The organism is Rhizobium sp. NZLR1 (assembly GCF_017357385.1).
Lineage (GTDB): Bacteria > Pseudomonadota > Alphaproteobacteria > Rhizobiales > Rhizobiaceae > Rhizobium.
Genome location: NZ_CP071632.1, coordinates 451212 through 473578, shown reverse-complemented (window position 1 = coordinate 473578; position 22367 = coordinate 451212). Strand labels below are relative to the sequence as shown.

General features: G+C 60.8%; 24 protein-coding genes, 1 tRNA gene and 2 pseudogenes. 9 read left to right on the top strand and 18 right to left on the bottom strand.

Annotated elements, in window-relative coordinates:
• Window positions 1–115 precede the first annotated feature (115 nt).
• Window positions 116–1135, top strand: coding sequence for a LacI family DNA-binding transcriptional regulator (locus tag J3O30_RS02400; protein WP_207582713.1), 1020 nt, complete (start codon window positions 116–118; stop codon window positions 1133–1135).
• 100 nt (window positions 1136–1235) lie between these two features.
• On the opposite strand, the gene J3O30_RS02395 is transcribed toward J3O30_RS02400, so the two are convergent.
• The 9 genes from J3O30_RS02395 to J3O30_RS02355 all read right to left on the bottom strand — a co-directional run bounded on the left by J3O30_RS02395 (window position 1236) and on the right by J3O30_RS02355 (window position 9673).
• Window positions 1236–2273, bottom strand: coding sequence for a proline racemase family protein (locus J3O30_RS02395; protein WP_207582712.1), 1038 nt, complete (start codon window positions 2271–2273; stop codon window positions 1236–1238).
• Between the two features lie 59 nt (window positions 2274–2332).
• Window positions 2333–3583 carry an FAD-dependent oxidoreductase gene (locus tag J3O30_RS02390; RefSeq protein WP_207582711.1) on the bottom strand — a complete coding sequence of 417 codons (1251 nt, stop codon included), beginning with the start codon at window positions 3581–3583 and terminating at the stop codon, window positions 2333–2335.
• Window positions 3584–3767: 184 nt separating this feature from the next.
• Complete coding sequence (locus tag J3O30_RS02385) at window positions 3768–5045, bottom strand: alpha/beta hydrolase (protein ID WP_207582710.1); 1278 nt, start codon at window positions 5043–5045, stop codon at window positions 3768–3770.
• Window positions 5046–5544: 499 nt separating this feature from the next.
• Window positions 5545–6426: an aldo/keto reductase gene (locus tag J3O30_RS02380; protein ID WP_207582709.1), complete on the bottom strand. Its 882-nt coding sequence runs from the start codon at window positions 6424–6426 to the stop codon at window positions 5545–5547.
• A gap of 273 nt (window positions 6427–6699) precedes the next feature.
• Window positions 6700–7335 carry a TetR family transcriptional regulator gene (locus J3O30_RS02375; protein ID WP_207582708.1) on the bottom strand — a complete coding sequence of 212 codons (636 nt, stop codon included), beginning with the start codon at window positions 7333–7335 and terminating at the stop codon, window positions 6700–6702.
• Between the two features lie 19 nt (window positions 7336–7354).
• Entirely contained in the window at window positions 7355–8026 is a 672-nt protein-coding gene (locus tag J3O30_RS02370; protein WP_207582707.1) for a methyltransferase domain-containing protein, read from the bottom strand.
• A gap of 309 nt (window positions 8027–8335) precedes the next feature.
• On the bottom strand, window positions 8336–8635 hold the full coding sequence (locus tag J3O30_RS02365) for a hypothetical protein (RefSeq protein ID WP_207582706.1): 300 nt from the start codon (window positions 8633–8635) through the stop codon (window positions 8336–8338).
• A 154-nt stretch (window positions 8636–8789) separates the two neighbouring features.
• Entirely contained in the window at window positions 8790–9155 is a 366-nt protein-coding gene (locus J3O30_RS02360; protein ID WP_207582705.1) for a cell surface protein, read from the bottom strand.
• Between the two features lie 197 nt (window positions 9156–9352).
• Entirely contained in the window at window positions 9353–9673 is a 321-nt protein-coding gene (locus J3O30_RS02355) for a hypothetical protein (RefSeq protein WP_207582704.1), read from the bottom strand.
• Window positions 9674–9855: 182 nt separating this feature from the next.
• Here J3O30_RS02355 and J3O30_RS02350 point away from each other — a divergent pair.
• A pseudogene (locus tag J3O30_RS02350) lies at window positions 9856–10551 on the top strand (class I SAM-dependent methyltransferase); the annotation flags it as partial.
• Window positions 10552–10665: 114 nt separating this feature from the next.
• Here the strand turns inward: J3O30_RS02350 and J3O30_RS02345 are convergent.
• The gene (locus J3O30_RS02345; RefSeq protein ID WP_207582703.1) at window positions 10666–11253 is read right to left on the bottom strand and encodes a hypothetical protein; all 588 of its coding nucleotides are present in this window, start codon (window positions 11251–11253) and stop codon (window positions 10666–10668) included.
• Between the two features lie 259 nt (window positions 11254–11512).
• Here J3O30_RS02345 and J3O30_RS02340 point away from each other — a divergent pair, with 259 nt between their 5' ends.
• Both J3O30_RS02340 and J3O30_RS02335 read left to right on the top strand, forming a co-directional pair.
• On the top strand, window positions 11513–11905 hold the full coding sequence (locus J3O30_RS02340; protein ID WP_246762752.1) for a hypothetical protein: 393 nt from the start codon (window positions 11513–11515) through the stop codon (window positions 11903–11905).
• 50 nt (window positions 11906–11955) lie between these two features.
• Window positions 11956–12240: pseudogene (locus tag J3O30_RS02335) on the top strand (hypothetical protein); the annotation flags it as partial.
• 18 nt (window positions 12241–12258) lie between these two features.
• Here J3O30_RS02335 and J3O30_RS02330 read toward each other — a convergent pair.
• Together J3O30_RS02330 and J3O30_RS02325 are read right to left on the bottom strand one after the other, a co-directional pair.
• A complete protein-coding gene (locus J3O30_RS02330) occupies window positions 12259–12867 on the bottom strand; it encodes a pyridoxamine 5'-phosphate oxidase family protein (protein ID WP_246762708.1) in 609 nt (202 codons plus the stop codon).
• A gap of 7 nt (window positions 12868–12874) precedes the next feature.
• A complete protein-coding gene (locus J3O30_RS02325; protein ID WP_207582701.1) occupies window positions 12875–13579 on the bottom strand; it encodes an SDR family oxidoreductase in 705 nt (234 codons plus the stop codon).
• A gap of 117 nt (window positions 13580–13696) precedes the next feature.
• Here J3O30_RS02325 and J3O30_RS02320 point away from each other — a divergent pair, with 117 nt between their 5' ends.
• Window positions 13697–14572 (top strand): LysR substrate-binding domain-containing protein, encoded by an 876-nt coding sequence (locus J3O30_RS02320; RefSeq protein ID WP_207582700.1) that lies wholly within the window; start codon window positions 13697–13699, stop codon window positions 14570–14572.
• Between the two features lie 27 nt (window positions 14573–14599).
• On the opposite strand, the gene J3O30_RS02315 is transcribed toward J3O30_RS02320, so the two are convergent.
• Both J3O30_RS02315 and J3O30_RS02310 read right to left on the bottom strand, forming a co-directional pair.
• Window positions 14600–14896 (bottom strand): hypothetical protein, encoded by a 297-nt coding sequence (locus tag J3O30_RS02315; RefSeq protein ID WP_207582699.1) that lies wholly within the window; start codon window positions 14894–14896, stop codon window positions 14600–14602.
• A 53-nt stretch (window positions 14897–14949) separates the two neighbouring features.
• On the bottom strand, window positions 14950–15129 hold the full coding sequence (locus tag J3O30_RS02310; RefSeq protein WP_207582698.1) for a hypothetical protein: 180 nt from the start codon (window positions 15127–15129) through the stop codon (window positions 14950–14952).
• A 214-nt stretch (window positions 15130–15343) separates the two neighbouring features.
• Here J3O30_RS02310 and J3O30_RS02305 point away from each other — a divergent pair, with 214 nt between their 5' ends.
• From J3O30_RS02305 to J3O30_RS02295, 3 genes are all read left to right on the top strand, one after another.
• Window positions 15344–15865, top strand: coding sequence for a hypothetical protein (locus J3O30_RS02305; RefSeq protein ID WP_207582697.1), 522 nt, complete (start codon window positions 15344–15346; stop codon window positions 15863–15865).
• Window positions 15866–16015: 150 nt separating this feature from the next.
• A complete protein-coding gene (locus tag J3O30_RS02300; protein ID WP_207582696.1) occupies window positions 16016–16261 on the top strand; it encodes a DUF982 domain-containing protein in 246 nt (81 codons plus the stop codon).
• Between the two features lie 356 nt (window positions 16262–16617).
• The gene (locus J3O30_RS02295; protein ID WP_207582695.1) at window positions 16618–17043 is read left to right on the top strand and encodes a hypothetical protein; all 426 of its coding nucleotides are present in this window, start codon (window positions 16618–16620) and stop codon (window positions 17041–17043) included.
• Window positions 17044–17101: 58 nt separating this feature from the next.
• On the opposite strand, the gene J3O30_RS02290 is transcribed toward J3O30_RS02295, so the two are convergent.
• The 4 genes from J3O30_RS02290 to J3O30_RS02275 form a co-directional block, all read right to left on the bottom strand.
• A complete protein-coding gene (locus J3O30_RS02290; RefSeq protein ID WP_207582694.1) occupies window positions 17102–17758 on the bottom strand; it encodes a DNA methyltransferase in 657 nt (218 codons plus the stop codon).
• Between the two features lie 155 nt (window positions 17759–17913).
• Window positions 17914–17990: transfer RNA gene (locus J3O30_RS02285), tRNA-Arg, on the bottom strand.
• A 122-nt stretch (window positions 17991–18112) separates the two neighbouring features.
• A complete protein-coding gene (locus tag J3O30_RS02280; protein WP_207582693.1) occupies window positions 18113–19645 on the bottom strand; it encodes a HAMP domain-containing sensor histidine kinase in 1533 nt (510 codons plus the stop codon).
• Between the two features lie 157 nt (window positions 19646–19802).
• Window positions 19803–21800, bottom strand: coding sequence for a methyl-accepting chemotaxis protein (locus J3O30_RS02275; RefSeq protein WP_207582692.1), 1998 nt, complete (start codon window positions 21798–21800; stop codon window positions 19803–19805).
• A 417-nt stretch (window positions 21801–22217) separates the two neighbouring features.
• On the opposite strand from J3O30_RS02275, the gene rpmH reads away from it, so the two are divergent.
• A complete protein-coding gene (rpmH, locus tag J3O30_RS02270) occupies window positions 22218–22352 on the top strand; it encodes a 50S ribosomal protein L34 (RefSeq protein WP_207582691.1) in 135 nt (44 codons plus the stop codon).
• Window positions 22353–22367: the final 15 nt, after the last annotated feature.

Here is a 22367-nt window from a genome sequence, read left to right as displayed (position 1 = left end):
CAACATAATCTTCCAATGACAACGTTGTCAATTCAAATTGACGACGTTGTCATAAAATTGTCGACGTTGTCATTCCGTTCGTGTACAAGGTAATTAAGCAGGAAAAGGATTGGACATGGTCAGTATCGTCAGCGTCGCCAAAGCGGCCGGGGTATCGAACAAGACCGTGTCCCGGGTCATCAACGGCGAACCGCACGTGACGGAGGACACCCGAGAAAGAGTGGAAAAAGCCATTCGAGACTTGGGATACGTCCCCAACATGGCCGCGCGCCAGATACGCTCCAGCCGGTCCAACACGTTCGGGATCATCACGGACTATGTCTCGACCACGCCCTATTCGGTCGACATCGTACGCGGGATCCAGGACTGGGCCAACACGCACGGCAAAACCATCCTGATGGCGAACACCGGCGGCTCGTCCGAACGCGAGGCGGAAATCTGGAAAATGTTCCAGTCCCATCGCATCGATGGGGTCCTCTATGTGACGATGTACCATCGAATCGTGGATCCCGTGGCCGGCGATGTCAGCGTCCCGACGGTGATGATCAACTGCCGACCGCAAACCAGTGAACTTTTTCCGTCCATTGAGCCTGACGACTTCCAGGGCGCCCGAGACCTCACCCGCTATCTGCTTGAACGGGGCCATCGCAGGATCGGCTATATCAGACTTAACCCAGTTCTTCTGGGAGCAGAGCTGCGCTTGGACGCCTTTCGTCAGGCCACCAAAGAGTTTGAAGTGGCAGACGGTGACCTCACCATTCGTCTTGGAATGGAGGGACCGGTCGGGGCCGAGGAGAACTATGTCTTCGCAGCGGCGACCGAAATGCTGCAGCAAAAGGACCGGCCAACCGCGATCATGAGTGGCAACGATGAAATGGCGATCCAAATCTACATCGCGGCCATGGCGCTTGGACTCAGAATCCCGCAGGACGTCAGTATTGTCGGCTTTGACGATTTCAGGACCGTATCTTTGGCCTTGAAGCCGGAACTGACCACCGCGGCGTTGCCATATTACGATCTCGGTTTTCAGGGGGCGGAGTGGCTGAACACAGTGGTGGCAGGCGACAATGTGCGCGCCAGCAGTCGTGTCGTCTCCTGCAAGCTGGTGGAGCGCAATTCTGTGCGCAGTTTGTGAAACGACGCACCCGCCCGGCCGGCGGCGGACTCTGGTAGAGCGCATTAGAACAGGATGCCACTCGAAAACCGCTTCACACGATCGGCACCCTGCCCGAGCGTCAAATCTCCCCGGCCGACGGCCCCCAGACGTCCGTGAGCGCGAAGCCTGCGGGATGCGGGTCGAAGGGGTCGAGCGCCACCTGCGTCAGGCCGAAGGTGAAGCCGCGGCCGGTAATGGTCGGGATCACCGCCGGGCGGCCGGCCACTTCGGTTACCGCCTGCAACCCGACCTCGAATTCCGAGCCGATGATCGATTTCGAGGTGAAGACGTCGCCGATCTTGGCCTTGCCGCGGGCATAAAGGGTGGCGAGATTGGCGGAATTTCCGGTGCCGCAGGGCGAGCGGTCGGCCCGGCCCGGCCACATGGTCGTGCAGGTGCGCACCGTGCCGTCGGCCTCGGTATCGCGGAACATCACATAGGCGACGCCCGAGATCGCCGGGATCTCGGGATGGACGACCTTGATGTCGCGGTTGATCAATTCTTTCAGGATCATGCCGGCCTGGACGAGCCCGGCGGCATTGGCTTTCTCGATCTTCAGACCGATCTGGTCGACATCGACGAGGGCATAGAAGATGCCGCCATAGCAGAGGTCGGCCTTGATCCTTCCCCAATGCGGCGTGTCGATTGCGACATCGAGTTCATGCACGAAGGACGGCACCATGGTCAGCCGGACCTTCTCGCAGCGCCCGTCGCGGCAGGTTGCCGTCGCCTTGACCAGGCCGGCTGCGGTTTCGAGCGTGACTGTCGTCTCCGGCTCCTGCATCTCGACGATGCCGGATTCGAGCAGGGCTGTCGTCACGCAGATCGAGTTCGAGCCTGAGCTCGCATGCGCCTGGTCGGGCTGCAGGATGATGAAGGCGGCATCCGCCTCGGGATGCCGTGCCGGTAGCAGCAGGTTGACCGAGCCGATCGGGGCGCCGCGCGGCTCCAGGCAGAGGAAGCGGCGGAGCTCGTCGCCCTTCGGATCGGTGTTCAGCCACTGCAGCTGGGCGGCGATGGTCTCGCCCGGGATCTTCGGCACGCCGCCGATTGCGACGCGGCCGATCTCGCCTTCGGCATGAACGTCCAGCAGCTGGATCGTGCGCTTCCATCTCATCTCAGAAAACTCCAGTTCGGACGCGACGGGTGACGCCGCCGTCGACATTAAATCCGGTTCTAATATCGGTCTATGCGGAACGGGCTCATGTCGACCGGCGGTTCGGTGCCGGTCATCATATCGCCGATCAGCCGGGCTGTCGTTGCCGCATAGGTCAGGCCGAGATGGCCGTGGCCGGTCGCATAGAAAACCCCCGGTATCTTCGACGACGGCGAAATGATCGGGATCGTATCGGGCAGTGCCGGGCGATGACCCATCCACTCCGTCGCCTCCGCGAGTTTCAAACCGGGCAGCGCCCGTTGGGCATGGCGCACCAGCACCCGCGGACGGCGGAAATCGGGGGCGGCGTCGAGACCGGCGAGCTCGACATTGCCGCCGACACGGATGCCGCCGGCCGTCGGCGTCACCATGAAGGCGCGATGCGGCCAGATCACCGAATAGCGCATGGTGATGCCGGGCTTCATGATCTGGGTGTGATAACCGCGCTCGGTTTCGAGCGGGATCGGCTCGCCGAGCTTTTCGGCGAGGAAGCGGGTGTGGACGCCGGCGGCGAGCACTACCGAACCAGCCTCGATGCGGCTGTCATCGTCGAGGAGAACGACGGCGGTGCCATCGCCCCTGCGCTCGATATTCCTGACCGCGCCGGAGACGAAATTCGCGCCGGCAGCTCTTGCCGCGTCGAAGAGTTTCACCACCAGCTTGTAGGGATCGCGGATCGACTTGTTGTCGGGCAGCAGCACGGCTTTGGCGATCGAAGGCGAAAGCGCCGGCTCGTAATATTGGATGGCGCCGTTGCTCAACACCTCGAATTCGAGGCCGTAGCGCTGCATCATGGCGAGATGGCCGCGATCGGCGGCAAATTCCGCCTCTGTCTCGTAGATCGCCAGGCAGCCCTCCTGGGTCATCATGTCAGACGCATCGATCGCCTCGAGCATCTGCCTGAAATCGGCGAGCGCGCGGAGCGACAGGCTCATACCGGCATCCTCGATCTGTCGCAGACGCGACGGCCGGCCGGCGGCGAGGAAACGCAGGAACCAGGGCAGCATCTTTGCCGCATAGGAGGGCCTCAGCCAGACCGGGCCTTCCGGATCGAGCAGCCAGCCGGGCATCTTCTTCCAGGTCGAGGGGCCGGAACCGGCGGAAAAATCGAGCGCGATGCTCGCCATATTGCCGAAAGACGTGCCGCGTCCCGGCTCAGCCTTGTCGATCAGCGTCACCTCAAGGCCGCGCCGCTGCAGCTCGAAGGCGATCGAGGCGCCGATCACGCCTGCGCCGACGACAACAACCTTTTTCTTCGTCTCATCCGCCATGCGATCAACCCACCCAGACGGCAGACAGGATTGCCGTCCATCGGTCTGATATATCAGATCGGCGGCGATGCCTAGAGAATTTCCGTTTTCTCCGAATCACGGAAAATCTCTAGCTCTTTGTTTTCTCGCAATTCCGAAACGCAAAACCGCCATGCACTTTTGCTGGAATTACTCTGTGGAATTTTTACTGGCTTTCCGGCAGGCCGGCACCGACGCTGTCGCCGACCGAGCCCACGGTATTGTTCATCGACTGGCCGAGACGCTTCAGCTGGGCGTCGTAGTTGCGGCGGGTGCGCGGATCGAAGATTGCGATCGGCGTGCTGACGGCGACGCTGACGGCACTTCCCGCTGTCTGGGCAGCGCCCATCGCCACCGCGCCGACGGCTTCGCCGAGGCCGACATTGGAATCGGTGATGGTCTGGCCGGCAATCAGCCGGTCGCCGATCAGCTTCACCACTTCCGGGCTTTCGGCGAATTTGCCGTGGTTTAGCCGGTCGCCACCCTTGAGCTTGGTGAGGTCGAGCACGGTGATGCCGGCCGCCTCAAGCTTGCTGCGGTAGGGTTCGACGGAGGGATCGATCTGGCCGAGCCGATCGACATTGCCGGAGATGCGCCGCGACAGAGCGAGCGCCCGGTCATCCCTAGAGACGAAGATTGTGAAATGCGGCCGGTCCTTACCGAGGCTGACGAACTGGCGGCCGAAGACGTCGACATCGAGATCGGGCGAGGCGAGGATGACATTGTTGATCTTCGGGGCGACATGGCCATTGCGGATCGCCATCTGCCGCAGTGCTTCGACGGTCAGCCAGGTGCCCATCGAATGGGCCATGATGGTGATGTCGCTGACGGCCGGATTGGCGGCGGTGCGGGTGAGCAGCTCCTCCAGCGCATCGCGGGAATAGTTGGTGCTTTCCTTGTCGTAATTGTAATCGAAGATGCTGGCGCGCGAAGGCCAGGTGAAGACGACGGGGGCGACGTCGGCATGCGAATCATGGACGATCTGCGCGAAGCGGTAGACGGCATCCTCGTAGCGATTGTTGAAGCCGTGCACGAAGACCAGCACCCGGCGACTCCTAGGCATATGGCCCTTCAGCCAGGTCTCGCCAGCCCGCTCGCCCCGCAGTGGATCGACAGACACGGTGACGAAATCGCGCAGCGGATCGGCCGGCAGCCGCCTTGGCCATTGCACCTGGCCGACCTTGCGATTGGCTTCCGGTGGGATCGAGACATCGACGGCATTGGCGGTGAGCCCGGTGCCGCGTTCACCTGAAAATAGCACGGCGGGATTGTCGTCGGCAGCGCGGGTCGTCGCGACGAGAAGATCGACTTTCGACGTGCCAGGGGGAACGCTGCCGGCCGCCTGCATGACGCCGACCGGCCTGCCGCCGCAGCCGGCAAGCGCAAACGCCGCAAGCAGAAGACCTGTCGTAGCCGCCCGCGGGCCGCGCCATTTGCCGATCATGACTTAACTCCAACCGGTGCACGCACCGGCAGGCGGCGCCCGTTCAAATAGGCCGACGGTGCTTGCCGAGTCAAATTGCGCGCGGTGAAGAGCTGGGGTGGAAAAAGAAAAAAGCCCGACGCGGGAGGAGGTGCGCCGGGCTCTTGATCCTGACTGACAACTGGGAGGAGGAGTGTTGTCAGTCCGATGTAAGAGCGCTGGGAGGAGGAGTGCGCTGCTTACGGAGATATATGTACCGCGTTCACTCGATCGGGAACAGCGAAAATATTGCAATGCAGCAATGCGTTCTATGCATCGCTTGCCCTGAAATTAACAGGTCACCGCCTCATTTTGCAGCATGTTTGACCAGATGGTCAAAATTGTGCGGAAAATTTAGGCCTGACGATGAAGGTTGCCGCGCCCCTCATCCGCCTGCCGGCACCCTCTCCCCGTTTTACGGGGAGAGGGTTAGGGTGAGGGGCAGCCTTGGGCACTATCGTCGGGCCACCAGTTTACCCCATCAAGCCGCCTTGAAGACCTTCCGGCCCTCAGCGTCGAGCGCCGAGAATTCCTCCTCCGATAGCGTGATATCGACGGCGGCGACGTTCTCCTCGAGATGCTTGACCTTCGAGGTGCCGGGAATCGGCAGCATTACCGGGCTGCGCTTCAGCACCCAGGCGAGCGCGATCTGGCTCGGCGCGGCATTGTGCTTTTTGGCAATCGTGTCGAGCAGAGAGCCGGGCTTGGCGAGATCACCGGCGGCGAGCGGGTACCAGGGGATGAAGCCGATATTGTGCTTGGCGCAATAATCGAGCACGTCCTCGCTGGTGCGATCGACGAGATTGTAGCGGTTCTGGACGGTCGCCACCTTGAAGTGTTTCGACGCCGCTTCGATGTCGGCGACGGAGACTTCGCTCAGCCCGGCATGGCGGATGAGGCCGGCATCGAGCAGCGATTTGATCGCATCGAACTGTTCCTTGGCCGGCACCTTCGGATCGATGCGGTGAAGCTGCCAGAGATCGATCTGCTCGAGCCCGAGATTGCGCAGGCTCTTATGCGCCTGCTGGATCAGATATTCCGGGCGGCCGACCGGCAGCCAGAGATTGGGGCCGTGGCGGGTCAGGCCGCCCTTGGTGGCGACGACGGACTTGGCGCCATAGGGATGCAGCGCCTCCTTGATCAGCCATTCGGAAATATCGGGACCGTAGGAATCGGCGGTATCGATGAAGTTGACACCGAGTTCGGGCAAGCGCTTCAGCGTGCGGATGGATTCGGCATGATCGGCGGGCTCGCCCCAGATGCCGTCACCGGTAACACGCATGGCGCCGAAACCGAGACGGTTGATCTCGATATCGCCGCCGATCTTGAAGGTGCCTGACTTGGCTGCGTTATGACTGGACATGGTCTTTCCTCTCTTGGTCGATACGTTCGAAGCCGGACGTTCAAAGCCGGTGAAACTGGATCGCCGTTTGCAGGCGCTAAATTCGGTGCGGGAGACTCAAAAAAGCTGTTCGTGGGCGGGAGCATTGCCGCGCGCCCTGACAGGAGATGGGCCGGAGGGTTGCCAGATGCAATGAGCGGGCGCTTGCTGCCGTGATAAAAAAGATGCGCGGCATGCCGTATGCCGGCGGCCATATCGCGGCGCCAGGCAATTTGCCGCCGGCGAAGCCCGCTTTCAAAACCCGTTCTTTGCCTCGTCGCCGAATTCCGCCAGGATCTTCCAGAGTTCGGCGAAGATTTCATGGGCGAAATCGTGCAGCGAGGCGCCAGGCTCGCGTTGCTGCCAGAGTTCGCCACCGACGCGCAGCGCGCCGATGACGACCGCGGCAAGCACGCGCATGCGCGACCGCTCGCCCGGATCGTTTCCCTTGCGCAGAAGCAACGCCTCGGCGAGCTTCTGTTCGAGCCTGGCATATTTCACCTGGTCGCGGGCCTTCAGCGCCGGCGTGCGACGGATGAGTTCACTGAGCGCCAGGCCGCGCTCGTCGACAGAGGCGATGACGGTGGCGGTGATTGCCGCCTCGACCACAGCCACCGAGGGTTCTTCTGCCGGCCTTGCGGCGATCTCGGCCATCAGCCGATCGGCGAAACCATCCTGCCAGGCGAAAACCACCTCTTCCTTGGAGGGGAAATAGTCGAAGAAACTGCGCTTGGAGACATCGGCCGCCTCGGTGATGTCCTCGATGGTCGTGGCCTCGAAGCCGCGCTGGAGAAAGAGACTCATCGCCGCTTGCTCGATGCGCTCGCGGGTCTGCCGCCGCTTGCGTTGCCGCCTGCCTTCCGTCGCTGCCGTCCGCTTGCTGTCAGCCATTCCTGCCCGGCATCATCGTTCAGCCGCCGGTTTCGTTGGAAAAGGCGGCGACATCGTCGAGTTCAGTCTCGCTCTCACGATAGCTGAAGCGCTCGCGCGACAGCTCCAGCGGCTTGCGGCGGGAGATCCGGTAGACGGAGGCCGGCGGCAGGTTGCGCACCGTGCCGCCGATGCGCACCGCCTTCAAGCCGAGACGGTCGAGGATCGGCCGCGGCACCGGGCAGCGCGGGCCATAGGTAAATTGATAGACCGCTCCGCCCGGCCGCATATAGGCAAAAGCGCCGGCCAGGATCGAGGTGATCTTGCGCGGCGACATGGACAGAAGCGGCAGGCCACTGATAACGGCGCCAACCGGTTCGCCTTCGAAAATATCGGCATGGGCGAGATGGGCCGCATCCATTTGCAGCACGCGCGCCGTCGGGAACCGCGCCTGCAGCGAAGTGATGAACTCCGGACCGTATTCTATCAGGGTCAGGTCCGCCTCGCTGACGCCGCGCGCCAGCAGCGCCCGGGTGAAAACGCCGGTGCCGGGGCCGAGCTCGATGATCGGCCCGTCGAGTGCGGCAATTTCACTGGTCATGATCCTGGCAAGCGAATCGCCCGACGGCGCGATGGCTGCGACCCGAAGCGGGTTGCTGATCCATGAGCGGAAAAAATGCAGGAAATCGGAGCATGCAGCCTTTGCGGTCATGATTATCCCACCTGTTTGAAATTCGATTGATTATGAAAAACGACCATCGCGGCGAGCATGGCAATTCCAAGGCAAAGGCATCAATCACCCGCCTGAACAGGCGATCCCAGCGAATTTTCGGTCGGGAGCAGGCGTAATTTTGTATTTATTGCATTTTTGCAGTTAACGCAAGATTTAATAGGGGACCCGAGCAACGACGGGCCGAATCCGGCTGACCGCTATCCTCAATGCAAAAGGCGGCCCAAGGCCGCCTCCAGGCTGGTCAACAAAATCGGCCCACATCGCGTTGGCGAAGGGCCGAGCGCTTCGTCAATAGTTGCAGCCAGAGCTGCTCGTCGGGTTGAAGCCGAGCTTACAATCCATGTTGAGGGGCTTTTTCGGGCTCATCATATAATGTGTCGAGCCCATGCTTTCCGCGCGCTCGCCGATCGAACCGGTCGTGCGCCTGTCATGTTCAACCTTGGTTTCCTGCTGGGCAACCGGACGTCGGGTTGCACCCTGTTCTGTCGCGCTCGACTGGAGGGGAGCTGCCGCGGCTGAAAAGGCCGAGAGGCCGAGGATCGCACCGAGGGCAGCGGCCATCAGGCCGGTCTTGAAGGTCGTTGTCATAGTCGTCTCCTTGGGAGGATTCAGCGAATTTACGCCCCGGAGTTAGGAAGGCGATCTGTCACAATCTACGGCGCCAGAGCCGAGGTCACGGATATGTGAGCGGCCCCATGATCGAGAAAAAGGCGGCTCATCGCCGCCTCTTTCATTTGCCGGCTCAATAGCCGTTATCGCAGGGCATACTGCCGGGACCGATCGATCCTGAGAACGTAGGGTTGCACATTTCCGGGGCTGCAGGTCGGTTCGCCGGCTGGCGGACGATCGAGCCCGTGGTACCGGCCTCTACGCCGAAGGCGGCAAGCGGATACCAGTAGCCGTCGGAATGGCGGCGGGTGCCGGGCCGCTCGCTGCGAGAGCCTTGATAGCCATGCCAGGACCCGGCATCTGGTTTATATTGCACCATTTTTACGGCTTGGACATCGGGCGGCCGAACCGCCTGAACGGGGGCTGCCTGCGCTGGGGCAATCGACGCGAGGGCGAGAAGGGCGCCGAGCGCGACGGTGGAAGGGGCAAGTCTGAGCATCTTCCTGATAAACCCTCCTTAGTGGATTTACCTGCCGACAATGCCTTGCCCACCCGCGGAGTTCCGGGCTCGCATGCAACTTCCTAAACTCGTGATTGCAGGCGATCCGGCGTGACTGAAACGCCAAAAAACGTGAAAAGTCGCGATCGGCGGAAGGGCTCAAACGGCGCTGGGGCGGAAAGGTGAATTCTCTATTCTCAATTCGCGTATAATGTCCGATAGCCCTGGCCAGAGAGGCAGGCGACATATTGCCGGTGGGCCGCGGCACGGGCAATCGTTTCCGCCTCCAGATCATCGGCTTGGGCATAGCCGGTCAGCTGGGCGCGCAGCTGATATTGTCGCCTCGCCTCGTCATACATGGCGTTGCCATCGGTCATGCAAATGCCGTGCGCAACAGCAGACGGATTGACCGGCACGCCGACCGCCAGGAGGACCGGATCATTGGCATGGTCGATGCAGCCGGCAAGCGCCGTCATCATCCCCAGGGCAGCCAGAGCCCGAAAAATTCCCATCGTCATGCATTCCTCCGGCCGAACCGCCTCTGAGATCATCAGATCTGCGCTTACGTCAGCAAGGTTGCGCGAAACTAGAGCATGTCGGCCAGAAGTGTGCAGCGGCGCAGAAGTTTAAATATTGCTTAAATATTATATTAATGCTTACTTATGGGTGTAGACACTAATCTCTCCGGGGGAGAAAGATTATGGCTTCGCCGTGGGTGAACGACGCGCTGTCGCACGCGCGATCAGCATTTTCCAGCAAGATCAACGCAGATATCCTTGAGGTTGGGGGCGGCTCTCGAACCCATATCCGCTTGGAGGGGGCCCGATATACGGTCCTGGACATCTCGAAGGAGCAGCTCGAGAAGAACCGGGACGCTTCTGAACGGATCCTCGGCGATGCGCAAACCATCGACTACGGAGATCGTCACTTCGACGCCTGTGTCTTCTGGGATGTTCTCGAGCATCTGGAAAGCCCGCGCTCTGCCTTATTGAGAGCCCATGATACCCTGTCTCCCGGTGGCCTGGTGTTCGTGAAAGGTCCGATCCTGAGTTCAGCCAAAGGGATCTTCACCGACCTGACGCCCTGGTGGAGCCACGTCTTGTTCTATCGCTACGTCCTGCGGCAGAAAAACGCCGGCGAGCCCGGCTATGCCCCCTTTCGCGTCGAGCACGCCGCAGAAGCATCGCATTCGGAGATTGCCGGGACACTGAAGGAACTCGGCATGGATATCGTCTTCGTCGGCGAGTATGTGTCGACGCAGGTGCATGCGCTCAAGGACCGGATTCCCCCGCTTTATTGGCTCTACGAAGCCTTCGGCCTGCTGCTTCGCACAGTTTCTGCCGGAAGGATCGGCGGGCGGGAGACGGAGTTTCTGATCGTGGCAAAGTGCCTTCGGGATAACGACGTGCATCAAAACAAAGACAACTCCCACCAAACTCTATATAGCACTTCGGAATCCCGAAATTGGCTGCGGCATTGAAACCATTCAATGTTTCCTGAGGGTCACAGTTCACGAAGCGCGGCGGATTTCGGGATTCCGAAGCGGCAGTATTTCGGGATCCCGAAGTGGGATTTTTTTCTTCCTGCCGACATGCCCGCGTTTGTCGGCGGCAAGCTTGCGGTCGGTCTCGGACCATTTCCGGCAGTTTTCAGCCGTGCACCGCTTCCACTCATCGGTGGGTGGCGCACCTTCATGGTCGCCGACAAATGTCAGCGTGAACCGGTTGGGATGCGCGACCCCGCTGCCTGCCCGGCCGCGGCGAACTTTGATCAGCCCCTTATATTCCAGCTCATCCAGCGCATCGGCCACATATTCGCCGGTGACGCCGTAGGACACGAATTGGGGATGGATCACGACAAGCTTGCCGTTTTCCAAGGCGGCGTGCGAGGTGTGCTCGATGACGATGCGGAAGAAGGCTCGGCAGGCATTGGCGCTCAATGTCGTGAAAGCCGGCGATTCCAGCAACTGGATCGTCAGCCAATGCCAGCGAAGGCTGCCGTCATCACACCTGCCGGGCGGAGCGGTATGCTTGCGCACCATCGCCCGCGTCTTTCCGGCGCTGGTTCGGCTCTTGTCGCGCGGGTTGAATTCCACCATCAGCCCCTTGCCCTCATTGCCGGCCTATCCTTTGGCAAGACGTATGTTCTGCGAGGCCGGGAACTCTGTTCATAAAGGGGGCGACGGCCGCGGCTCGTCCAGGCGATCACTTCGCCGACAGGGAAAAATTTGCTCAACATCCGGCATTCCATGGTTGCAATTGCGGGCAACCTAGCGCAAGAACGATCCATGAACTAGGAAAATATTCTTAGTTTTGATCTTATATAACCGAGGTCTTCCTGCTAGAATGTTGACAGTGATGCATCACAGGCGACAGGAGACGAGGCGAATGATCGGCATTTACGGGAAGCGGTTGCTGGCATCGCTTTCGATATTTCTTGTCAGCGCCATCCATGCCTTTCCTTGCGATCAACGCATCGTGCTGTCCAACTGGAAGTCCTGTCAGATCGCTTCATTGAGCGAAGAGGGTGGCGACGCAGATTGGAAGGCCGTGCCTGAATGGACTCGCAGCAAAGCCATAAGCCCGTATTTCTTGAATGATCCGCGTGCACTGGCCAATCACGGGCTTTGTAACGCCAAGTTCCACCGCGTCGTTATCTGCTGGCCGGGATGGGATGAGGGCGACAAGGACAAATGCTCTTATCGCATTTGCGATGGCGCCTCATGGAAAAGAGTACCGGATGGGGGCTGATCTCAGCCGGAAGGCCACCGCCTACCCTTCAATGTCAGAGGCCAGTCAGGGTGAAGAGCGCGGAGCTCGCCCGGTCCCCAGTATCCTACGATCAGGGTCTGAATATCCTGCTCACCCCGGAAAACGCCGCCAAATTCCGCGATTTCACGCAGGCGGCATTGGGACGGCAAACGCAGTTGCTGATCAATGACAAGATCGTCATGGAACCGTGGATGAGGGAGCCGATCATGGATGGCCGCATTGTGCTGGCGGGAACCGATGGGAAAGATTTAGAGGCGATGGCAGAGCAGTTGAGGATTCCAGGGGCTTCGATTATCGTCCGGTTGCGCCCGTGAGGGCGCCACCGGCGCCTGTCATGGATTGACCCATCGACAGGCCGCAAGAGCGCTCGTCTCGTCATAGGTCAACATCGCCCTTCGATTGTCCTGCTGGCGCAACTGGAACCAGTCCAGCGTCCGGGCGCGAAAGATCAACAGGCCGAAATGCGGCTTTCCCTCCGCCTCATCCGCAAGCTTGGATGGAGCTGCCGCGTCGATGGCGTCAAAGGCACGCTCGTCCCCGGGCGGACCGCCGGCATAGGTCGTCCGCGTCCAGGTGGAGAGCTTGTCCCAGGCTGCTTTGGCCCGGTCGCTGCCGGAGGCGTGCAGTTCGACTATCCCCTGAAGCCGAAACTGCAGCCGCGTCTGCGCGCAGAAGCCGAGGACCGTGGCATGAGGATTTGCCGAAAGCTCCCGCCATTTGGGGCTGCGCGTATCGGTGTGAAATTCCAGAACCCGCAATGATCCGTCGGCGCGCCGCAAGACCACCATGCGCGCCTGTGGCCTCTGCCCCGCATCGACGGAGCAGAGGCTCAAGAACCGGAAACCCGACTGCGGGCTTGCTGCCGCCGTTTCCAGCTCTCGCCATGCCGAAGCATCTATATCGGCGAGGTTCAGTGGCACGGCTTCATGATCTGTCTGCATGGCCGGCTCAGACGGAACGGGTAATGCCGCCATCGACGCGGATGTTCTGGCCGGTGATGTAGCCGGCGCCCTCAGACAGCAGGAAGGCAACCGTCGCGGCGATTTCCTCGGCCGTGCCATAGCGACCCATCGGCACGCTGTCGCGCCGCTCGTCGGTGGCGGGCAGGCTGTCGATCCAGCCGGGCAGGACATTGTTCATGCGGATGCTCTTCGCCGCATAGGTATCGGCAAAGATTTTGGTGAAGCTCGCCAGCCCAGCCCTGGCGAACGCCGAGGTGGGGAACATCGGCGACGGCTCGAAAGCCCATGCCGTCGAGATGTTGACGATGGCGCCGCCGCCCTGGGCCTCCATGATCGGCGTGACCAGCCGGATCGGCCGCACGGCGCTGAGGAAATAGACCTCCATGCCCTTGTGCCAGTCCTCATCGGTAATTTCGAGGATCGGCGCGCGCGGCCCATGGCCGGCGGAATTGACCAGCGCGTCGATCCGCCCCCATTTCTCCATCGCCAGATCGACGAGCCGCTTGACATCGTCGTTCACCAGGTTCGAGCCGGTGACGCCGACGCCGCCCAATTCCCGGGCAAGCGCTTCGCCCGTGCCCGACGAGGAGAGCACCGCAATGCGATAGCCATCCGCGGCCAGCTTCCTTGCAGCGGCGGCACCCATGCCGGAACCGCCTGCGGTAATGAGAGCGACTTTTTCTTTAGACATCGGAGCCTCCAATCGTTGAATTGCCAAGCAGTATGCCAGAGACAGCGCAGACTTTCGCCTCAGAAAGAAACGTGTCAGACTGTAGAAAATCTACTGGAAAGCCCCCCGGAAAAATCAATGATGCAACCCCGCCGCAAGCTGCCGCCGCTGAATGCTCTCCGCGCCTTCGAAGTCTCGGGCCGCAGGTTGAATTTTCGCGCCGCCGCCGAAGAACTGGGAGTGTCGCAGGGTGCGGTCGCGCAGCAGGTGCGCGCGCTGGAAGATCAACTCGGCCTGATGTTGTTTCAGCGCCTGCCGCGCGGCCTGGCTCTGACCCCGCAGGGCGCGGCCTATCTTGCGGATGTGACCCGCGCTTTCGATACGCTCAGTGAGGCGACCGGGCGTCTTCTCGCTCGGCCGGACGCGGTGACGATCAGCGTAACCCCAACTGTCGCCGCCAAGCTGCTGATCCCGCGCCTCGCCGAGTTCAAGGCGGCCCTTCCCGACGTGGAACTGCGAACGGTCGCCACCGAGGCGCTGTCGGATTTCGACCGCGATCAGGTGGACATTGCGGTGCGGCTGACCCGCCCGCCTTTTCCGGCCTCGCTGGAAGCAAGGCCGCTGTTTCGTCAGACCCTCGTCGCCGTCGCCAGCCCCCATCTGGTCAAGGACCTGCCCCTTCCGCTGACGGCCGATGAGCTTCGCAAGCTGCCGCTTCTGCATGATGCAGTCAGTCCCTGGCCGCTCGTCCTGCGATCGCGCGAGAAACTGCCGGGTGCCGTGTTCAACCACACGACGCTGGCGCTCGATGCGGCGCTCGCCGGCCAGGGCGTCGCCTTGGCGTGCCGGGCGTTCGTGGCGGCGGATCTCGAGGCCGGGCGGCTGGTGCAGGTGACGGATGCGACGACGACCATCGAACCCGACTATTTTCTTATCCGCAAACGTTCGTCATCACCGCGAAAGGCGGTCGATGCGGTATGGCATTGGTGCGCGGCGAGGCTGTCGGTCGGTTAAACCGGTAAACCGACGCCAAGTCGGATTTCAATCCTTGGGTTCAGGGATCAGGCGTATCAGCGTTCCGTTACGCGCCGCGCCGCTGGTTGTCGTTGAGATCTGCCGAAGCGGTCCACGAGCGATGAGCATCTCTGGAGCAGGGTGTTTTCCGGGACCCGGATCGGCAAAGGCTGAAAACGCGTGATCCGACTCGAATATGCCCATGGATGATGTCGCGACGATTGCTTCGCCGCAGGCGGCGCATCGAAGAATGTACGAACCGAGGTGCACGATCGATTCTGTTTTGTCCAATCCGCACGATGGGCAGGCCATCATATTGTTCATTGGTTCACTCCAGCCTGAGCTTGCAAGCCTCTCCGATATCCAAAATGGCGAACCTACGAGGCAGCGGCCAGAACGATGGCAATGACGAGCAGCAGGGGACCCATCCACTTGAAGTGACGAACCAGAGGCGGTTTCGCCGAGTAGCCAGGCAACGGCAGATAACCAAGGCCCACGAGGGTCATCCACAGGCCGGCGCAAAACATGATGATTTCATCGATATAGGCTGCGATCATGGCTCTCCTGCCGTCGTAAAGGACTGTAATGCTCTGTCTCGACAGGCGAAGCCGCTCCATCCGAGCCGGACAGCGACGTGCAATTAAACATCTGGTGGCACTTTCGAAAAGGCCGAAAACTAAACTCAAGGTGGCAATACCGTTCCGAATCCCCTAAGCATCTGGAAATTCGCACACGAATGCGACCAGCTGCAGTTACTTTCGGGAATATGACATGCACAACGCCAAATTCATTCACTACGCCGCCTTCTCGTTAGGCGTCGCTATTGCGGCATTTCAAGCCGAAGGCGTCATGGCCGCTCCGGCCAATAACAAGTTCTTTGACGCGGCGCTGTGCAAACCACCCTATTCGATGACATCCACCATGGAGATCTATGACGCCGCGGAAGCTCTGGCCAAGCCAAACACCTCGTCGCTCGGTGCGGCGATCTACAAGATTCCGAACCAGATCGGCCGCGACGGCTTCAAATCGACCGAGGTTTTCTTTTCCAGCAACGCGGTCGGGATTCTGGTCGAGGGAGAACGCGCTGACGATCTGGCCGCAAAATACGGGTTGAAGCCGGAGAGTTCGGACCTGCTCGGAACATCTACCAAGGGCTATTCGCGCGAGCTTCCGGCCGATCAGCAGCCCGAAGCGGGACTTGCCGGGCCTGGAAAGATCTCGATCGTCGCCCGCCAGGGGGAGGCCTTGCCGGGTAAAACATTGCTGGCGTGTGAATTCGCCCAAGAATTTTGAGAAGCGCCACCGAAAGGGCGTCGCGATCTTTCAGACTCGCTGCTTGCGCTTGAAAAAAAAGCATCTCGCTCACACCCTCGCCTCGCCACGCGGGTTAAACCGCCTTATGTGAGGAGGCGGCAGAGAGCACGCAGCGGAGGTCCTGAGACAATGCAAACCATTTGGAAGAAGCCGGTGACACTCGCCCTTGAAGGCCCGGATCAGTGGGTGGTCATCCAGACGACCCAGGCCGCTACATGGGCGCTGGTTGAAGACTGGCCGACCGAGGATGGGCCGGCCCTGGATCGGGCGTGCGCGGTTTGCGCTGATGTCATGTCGGGCAAACGAAACCGGGAAGAGGCGCGGCAGGCCTTTATCGAAGCTGCGATCGAAGCCGGAATCCCCATCAAGGAGTAGGGCCAGGGCATTTGGCCTCTGTTGGGCTTGATGCCTCCACCAAGGGGCACGCGCCGGCGGTTTCCGGCAACTGGTACGGCTCTTGTCCCGCCGGTTGATCAGCCCTCACCTTGGCTGCCAGCACGTCCTTCCGGGAAAGGGCAGAAGAACTGGTTTTTCACGCGTGCGGAGGGAAAAGACCGGCCCAAGCGCCCGCATCGCCAATCGCCACAAGATTCTTCAACATTCCATGGTTGCAACGGCGAGCAATCTAGCGTAAGAACATTTCGTGAACTAGGAAAAAAATCTTAGGGCGGTTTTGAGATTGCCTGATCCCGTCAGATGATGACAGGTAATTGCACGCGGTGGAGGCCAGGATGCGAAAGGTCGGCATAACGGAGAAGGGCGCGATGGTCTATGGCCAGCGGCTGTTGGTATTGGTTTCGATCCTGCTGGGAAGCGCCGTCCAGGCCTTTCCCTGCGATCAGCCGGTCGTGATTTCGAATTGGTCGTTCTGTGCGATCGCCAATGTGAGCGATGAGGGCGGCGCCGCAGATTGGAAAGCCGTTCCTGCATGGACTCACAAGGACGCCATAAGCGCGTATTTCGGAAACGACCCGCGGCTCTTGGCAAACCACGGACTTTGCAACGCCAAATTCCGTCGCGTCGTCCTCTGCCAGCCGGGATGGCAAACGGGCAACCCGGACGAGTGCTCATATCTGGTTTGCAGCGGCTATTACTCATCCTTGTTCGGGAAGAAAGAAAGGGAAGACTATTTGAGAGACCATCCGGACGAGCAATAGTTTTTCGCTTCGCTGCCTTGAGGCACAGACTGGAGCGGCCGTCGCGGCAAACTTGATTTCATCCGCTTGCATTCTTGAACACGAGGCACTGTGTGAACCGGTTGCCGCTTTCCACTGTATCAGACCAATTCACCATAATTTCCCCTTCAAGCGTCATAACCTCCGACAAAGCTCGTCCTAGATCCCAGACAAGGGGGGAGAATTGTTCGTTGGTCAGATTGTCGGCCTGAACGACGAGGTAAGCGTTTGTCTTCATGCGTTTGCAGATCCGGCCGTATATTTCCTGCATTCTTTTCAGATAAACGTCATAGCCATCATAATCCGGATCGCCGTTGTAAAGCGGGTTCCATTTATGCCAATGGGGCATGTATGGCGGCGATGTGATGCAAAAATCCATCTCGGGAAAATCGAAGGCTGCCAGCTCTGCGCTATCACCGCAGAGCAGATGATGCTTTGTCGTGATGCGTTCCTTGACCCATTCACATCTCTGCCGGTCGGCTTCTATCCCATAAGGAATCCTGCCCCTCTCCTCGCAGGCAAAGAAAGTCGTTCCCAGTCCCACAAAAGGATCGAGAACGGCGTCTCCTGGTTTTGTAAACCGATCAAGCAATGCCGACACCAAAGCGCCGGGAAACCTGATTTCATCCCCGTTCTGAAAGTCCGGCAAGGGGAATTGATGTCGATTGGAGACCGTCAATAATTCTGAAATTGCCACGGTAAACTTCCTCCGCAGACAACTGCCATCGGGCCCACGTCCTCCGTTGGGACTATGGGAAAAATGCTGGTCGGTTACGCACAGTATCAGAGGAACACGTCAGATGACGTTACCCTTCCGGAGCCGAGCGGAATTAAAGCTGATAAAAAGGAAAATGGCGCACCCGGAGCGATTCGAACGCCCGACCCCCAGATTCGTAGTCTGGTGCTCTATCCAGCTGAGCTACGGGTGCGTGCAATTGCGGCGGTGCCGCTTGCGTGGGCGATCCTCTAAAGCGTCCTTCGGGACAATGCAAGAGCATTTCGGAAAAAATCGCGCGTTTAACAGTTTGTGGCCACGACTTACGAAATCCGGTCACTTTTCGATGTGCGTCCGGCTGCGGTAATCCTCCAGCGAAACCGGGCGATCGGGGATCTCGATGCGGAACTGGGTACCGACCGTCGGTTTTTCCACAAGCGCGATCGTGCCGCCATGGGCGAGCACCAGCTCGCGGGCGATCGTCAGGCCGAGGCCGGTGCCGCCGGAACGGGCGGAGCCGCGGAAGGCGGCAAAGAGGTTCTGGCGCGCCTTCAGAGGCATGCCAGGGCCGGTATCGTCAACCGTGATGCTGACGACGCTGCCGACCCGCTGGGCGGCGACGGTGATGCGCCTGACCGCGCCCGGGGCACCCTCGCCCGGTGCGGTCAGCGCCTGCAGCGCGTTGCGGCAGAGATTGTGGATGACGCGGAACAGCTGCTCGCCATCGGCATCGACCTTAAGATCGGCGCCGATCTGCTCGGTGAATTCGATGCCGCTTTGCGGATCGATCGCCAGCATGTCCTTGACGTCCTGGGTCAGTTCCAAAAGCAGGACATGGCGGCGGCGCGGGGCGGATTCGCTCGCCTTGCCGTAAGACAGCACCTCGGTGGTATAGCCGACTGCGCGGGCGATGGTACGCAGCAGCTTCGGGGCGAAGCTCTTGACCATCGGATCATCGACATCGACCAGCCGATCCGACATCAGCTGCGCCGAGGCCAGGATATTGCGCATGTCGTGATTGATCTTGGAGACGGCGAGGCCGAGAGCGGCAAGGTTCTTCTGCTGCTTCAGCGTCTTCTGCAGCTCCATCTGCATCGAGGTGAGGTTGCGGCCGGCGACCGCCAGTTCGTCGCGGCCGCCATCGCCGATATAGATATGGGCGGGGTTCTCGGGATCGGAGGAGAATTGCTGCATGCTGCCGGTCAGCCGGCGGATCGGGCCGATCAGGATGCGGTTGATCGCAAAGAAGATCAGCGTCGCGGTGAACAGCGCGATCAGCACCGACAGCAGGAGAACGTTGCGGGAATAGGCAAACATTGCCGTGCGCAGCTGCCTGTCCTTCATCACCACCTCGACGCCGGTATTGGTGTCGCCGACGGGGCCGTAGACGCGGATCATCCTGCCGCCGCCGAAGATCAAGGTGTCGAGCGCATCGCGGATTGCCGTTGCCGGCGGCACGTCGGTGAGATCATAGGCCTCGTCGACCGAGGTCGGCATGTCGGTCGTCGCCAGCAGCCGCGAGGTGCCATCCTTGCGCAGCACGATCGCCTTGGTGCCGGTCGCCTCCAGCGTCTCCTTCTGCAACGCGCGCGGCAGCTCGACCGGCTGCAGCCCATCGATGACGATGGCGGCGGCAGCGGCCGTGTTCAGCCTGTCCTCCAGCCAGCGGATGCGCATGCTGGCGACCGAGGGGAAGAAGATCAGGATTTCGGCGAGCATGATAAAGAAGACGGTGAGCCAGAGCAGCTTGCCCGACAATCCGCCGAACATGCCGCCGAACATGCCGGCAGACGGGCACGGCGCCCTTGCGGCCTCGCCGGCCGCGGGGATTTCCGCTGAAGGATTGTCGCCCTGATCTTGTACCGGCATTCTGGTCTCGCACGAACGGCGGCACTTCAGCCGCCCTCTCGCTCTATATTAGACCAAACGGCTCCGCTTTCAAATCTTTGCGAACAGCGTCACGTCGTCACAAAGAAACGCCGCCCGGAGGGAGGCGGCGTTTCAAGGTGCTGACGATCGATAAGGATCAGAACTCTTCCCAGCTCTGTTCTGCGGCGGCCGCATTGCCGCCGAAGGCGCGGGCGACCTTGGCGATCGCCCGGCGGGCGGGCGAGGCGACCGGCCTTTGCGGCTCGTTGCGGACAAGCGTCACAGGTGCGGACACATCATCCGACAGCTTGAAGCGGGAAATCAGCCGCACCAGCCCACCGGCTTCGGCCGAAAGCCTGTGGGTTGCGGCGGAGGTCTCTTCGACCATCGCAGCATTCTGCTGGGTGACCTGGTCCATCTGGTTGACGGCGGTATTGACTTCCTTGAGGCCGGTCGACTGTTCGGTCGCAGCCGTGGCGATCGAATGGATATGATCGTTGATGGCGATGACGCGGGTGCCGATTTCGGCCAGCGCCTCGCCGGTCGCCTGGACGAGCTTGACGCCGACCTGCACCTCGTTGCCAGACTTGGTGATCAGCGCCTTGATGTCCTTGGCAGCCTTTGCCGAACGCTGGGCGAGCTCGCGCACTTCCTGTGCCACAACCGCAAAGCCCTTGCCGGCCTCGCCGGCGCGTGCCGCTTCGACGCCGGCATTCAGCGCCAGCAGGTTGGTCTGGAAGGCGATCTCATCGATGACGTTGATGATCTGGCTGATTTCGCGCGATGCCTGCTCGATGCGGCCCATGGCCTCGACGGCATTGCCGACGACGACGCCGGAAGCGCCTGACTTGTCCTTGGCTTCCGACACCATGATGGTGGCTTCATGCGCCCGCTCGGTGGAATTCTGAACGACGGCGGTGATCTGATCGAGTGCCGCCGAGGTCTGTTCGAGGGCGGCGGCCTGCTGCTCGGTGCGCTTCGACAGGTCGTCGCTGGCATTGCGCAGCTCGGCGGTGTTGCCGTTCATCGCTTCCGTCGTCTGGCGCACTTCGCGCATCGTCGCCTGCAGAGTGACGAAGGTGTTGTTGACGTTCTGCTGCAGCTCGGCGAAGGCGCCCTGGAAGTTGCCGTTCATCGTCTGGGTGAGGTCGCCATCGGCAAGGCTTGCGATGACGCGGCGGGTCTCGCCGATGCCGGCATCGACGCTCGACAGCAGCGTGTTGATATTGCCGGCGAAGCGGTTGAGGTTCTCGTCCTCGTAGTCCTTGCTGATGCGGTGGCCGAAGTCGCCGGCCGCAGCCGCAGCCACGACGACGGACATGCTCGACTGCAGGTCGTCGCTCTTGGCGCGCATCGCCGCCTCCTGGGCGTTCAGGCGCTTGATGGCAAGGCCGTTGGCCTTGAACACCGCAACGGCTGCGGCCATCTCGCCGATTTCGTCCTGGCGCCCGGCAAAGGGAACCTCGGCTTCGAAATTGCCGCTGGCGACCTCGTTGATCGCCCGGGTGACGCGCTTGATCGGGCGGCTCAGATGGCTGGTGCCGATATAGAAGCCCATGCCGATGCCGACGGCGATGCCGATGCCGGTGATGCTGAGGACGAGCATCAGCACCCAGGTGCGGAAGCTTTCGATCTCGCTGTTGACGGTTTCGAGCGCTGCCTTGTCGGTGGCGACGACCGCGTCGATTTCGGCCTGGAACGCCTTGCGGTTGGCGCGGTTGGCATCATTGTTGCCCTGGGCGCTGGCCGCCTCGGGGCCGACTTCGGTGCCGAGACGGGCGGTCTCCATGCGGAAGGTGCGGAATTCCGCGGCGCGGGCGACGAGCTTGGCGAAATCATCCTTCTCGGCCACGGGAACGAGCGGCGCCCACCCCGCGATGACCTTATCGATCTCCTCGAGATCGGCCATAATGCCCTTGGCGAAGTTCGGCGTGTCCTTGATCGTCTTGGCTGCATAGATGCCGCGCGCTTCCATGACCACGGCGGTCACGAAACGGTTGAGCCGTTCGCCGGCATAGGCGCGGGCGGCGGCCTCCTCATAAGCGGTCAGGTTGCGATTGTATTCGTGCATGGCCGACAGTGCCGTTGCGCCGATCAAAAGCGCCACCGCGCCCATCACGCATACCAGCAGATTAATTTTGCCGCGGATCTTCATGCACTGTCTCCTAGCTACGCCACTGCCTGGAAAGCAAATTCCAGCCGATGATCCGAATATCGGCGAAAGTTATTAAAGTTAGATTTCCAATGTTTACGATTATGGCGACGGAAAATTATCCATGTTGACCTTGGTTGGGACGCGGAAACCCCTGAGAGCCGGGGCTATGATATCCGGCTGCGGCAAAACCACAACCAGTTGGGGCAGATCGAATTTCTTAACACCAGAGTGCGAAAATACTTGTCAAGCCGGCGGCTCAAAGTGAAATTATCCGGTATAATTGACTTTCATAGGCTTCATCCGTATAAGCCGCCGCACGTCCGGTCACTCAGCCTTTCATGGCTCGCCCGTTCGAAAAACAACGCTCCTTGCACTATGCAAATTCAAGAAGGGCCGCACTCCGCGGTGTTTAAATAAATGAAGCGTACCTACCAACCATCCAAGCTTGTTCGCAAGCGTCGCCACGGCTTCCGTGCGCGCATGTCCACCAAGGGTGGCCGCAAGGTCATCGTTGCCCGCCGCGCGCAGGGCCGCAAGCGTCTTTCGGCTTAAGGCCGGATTGCCCGA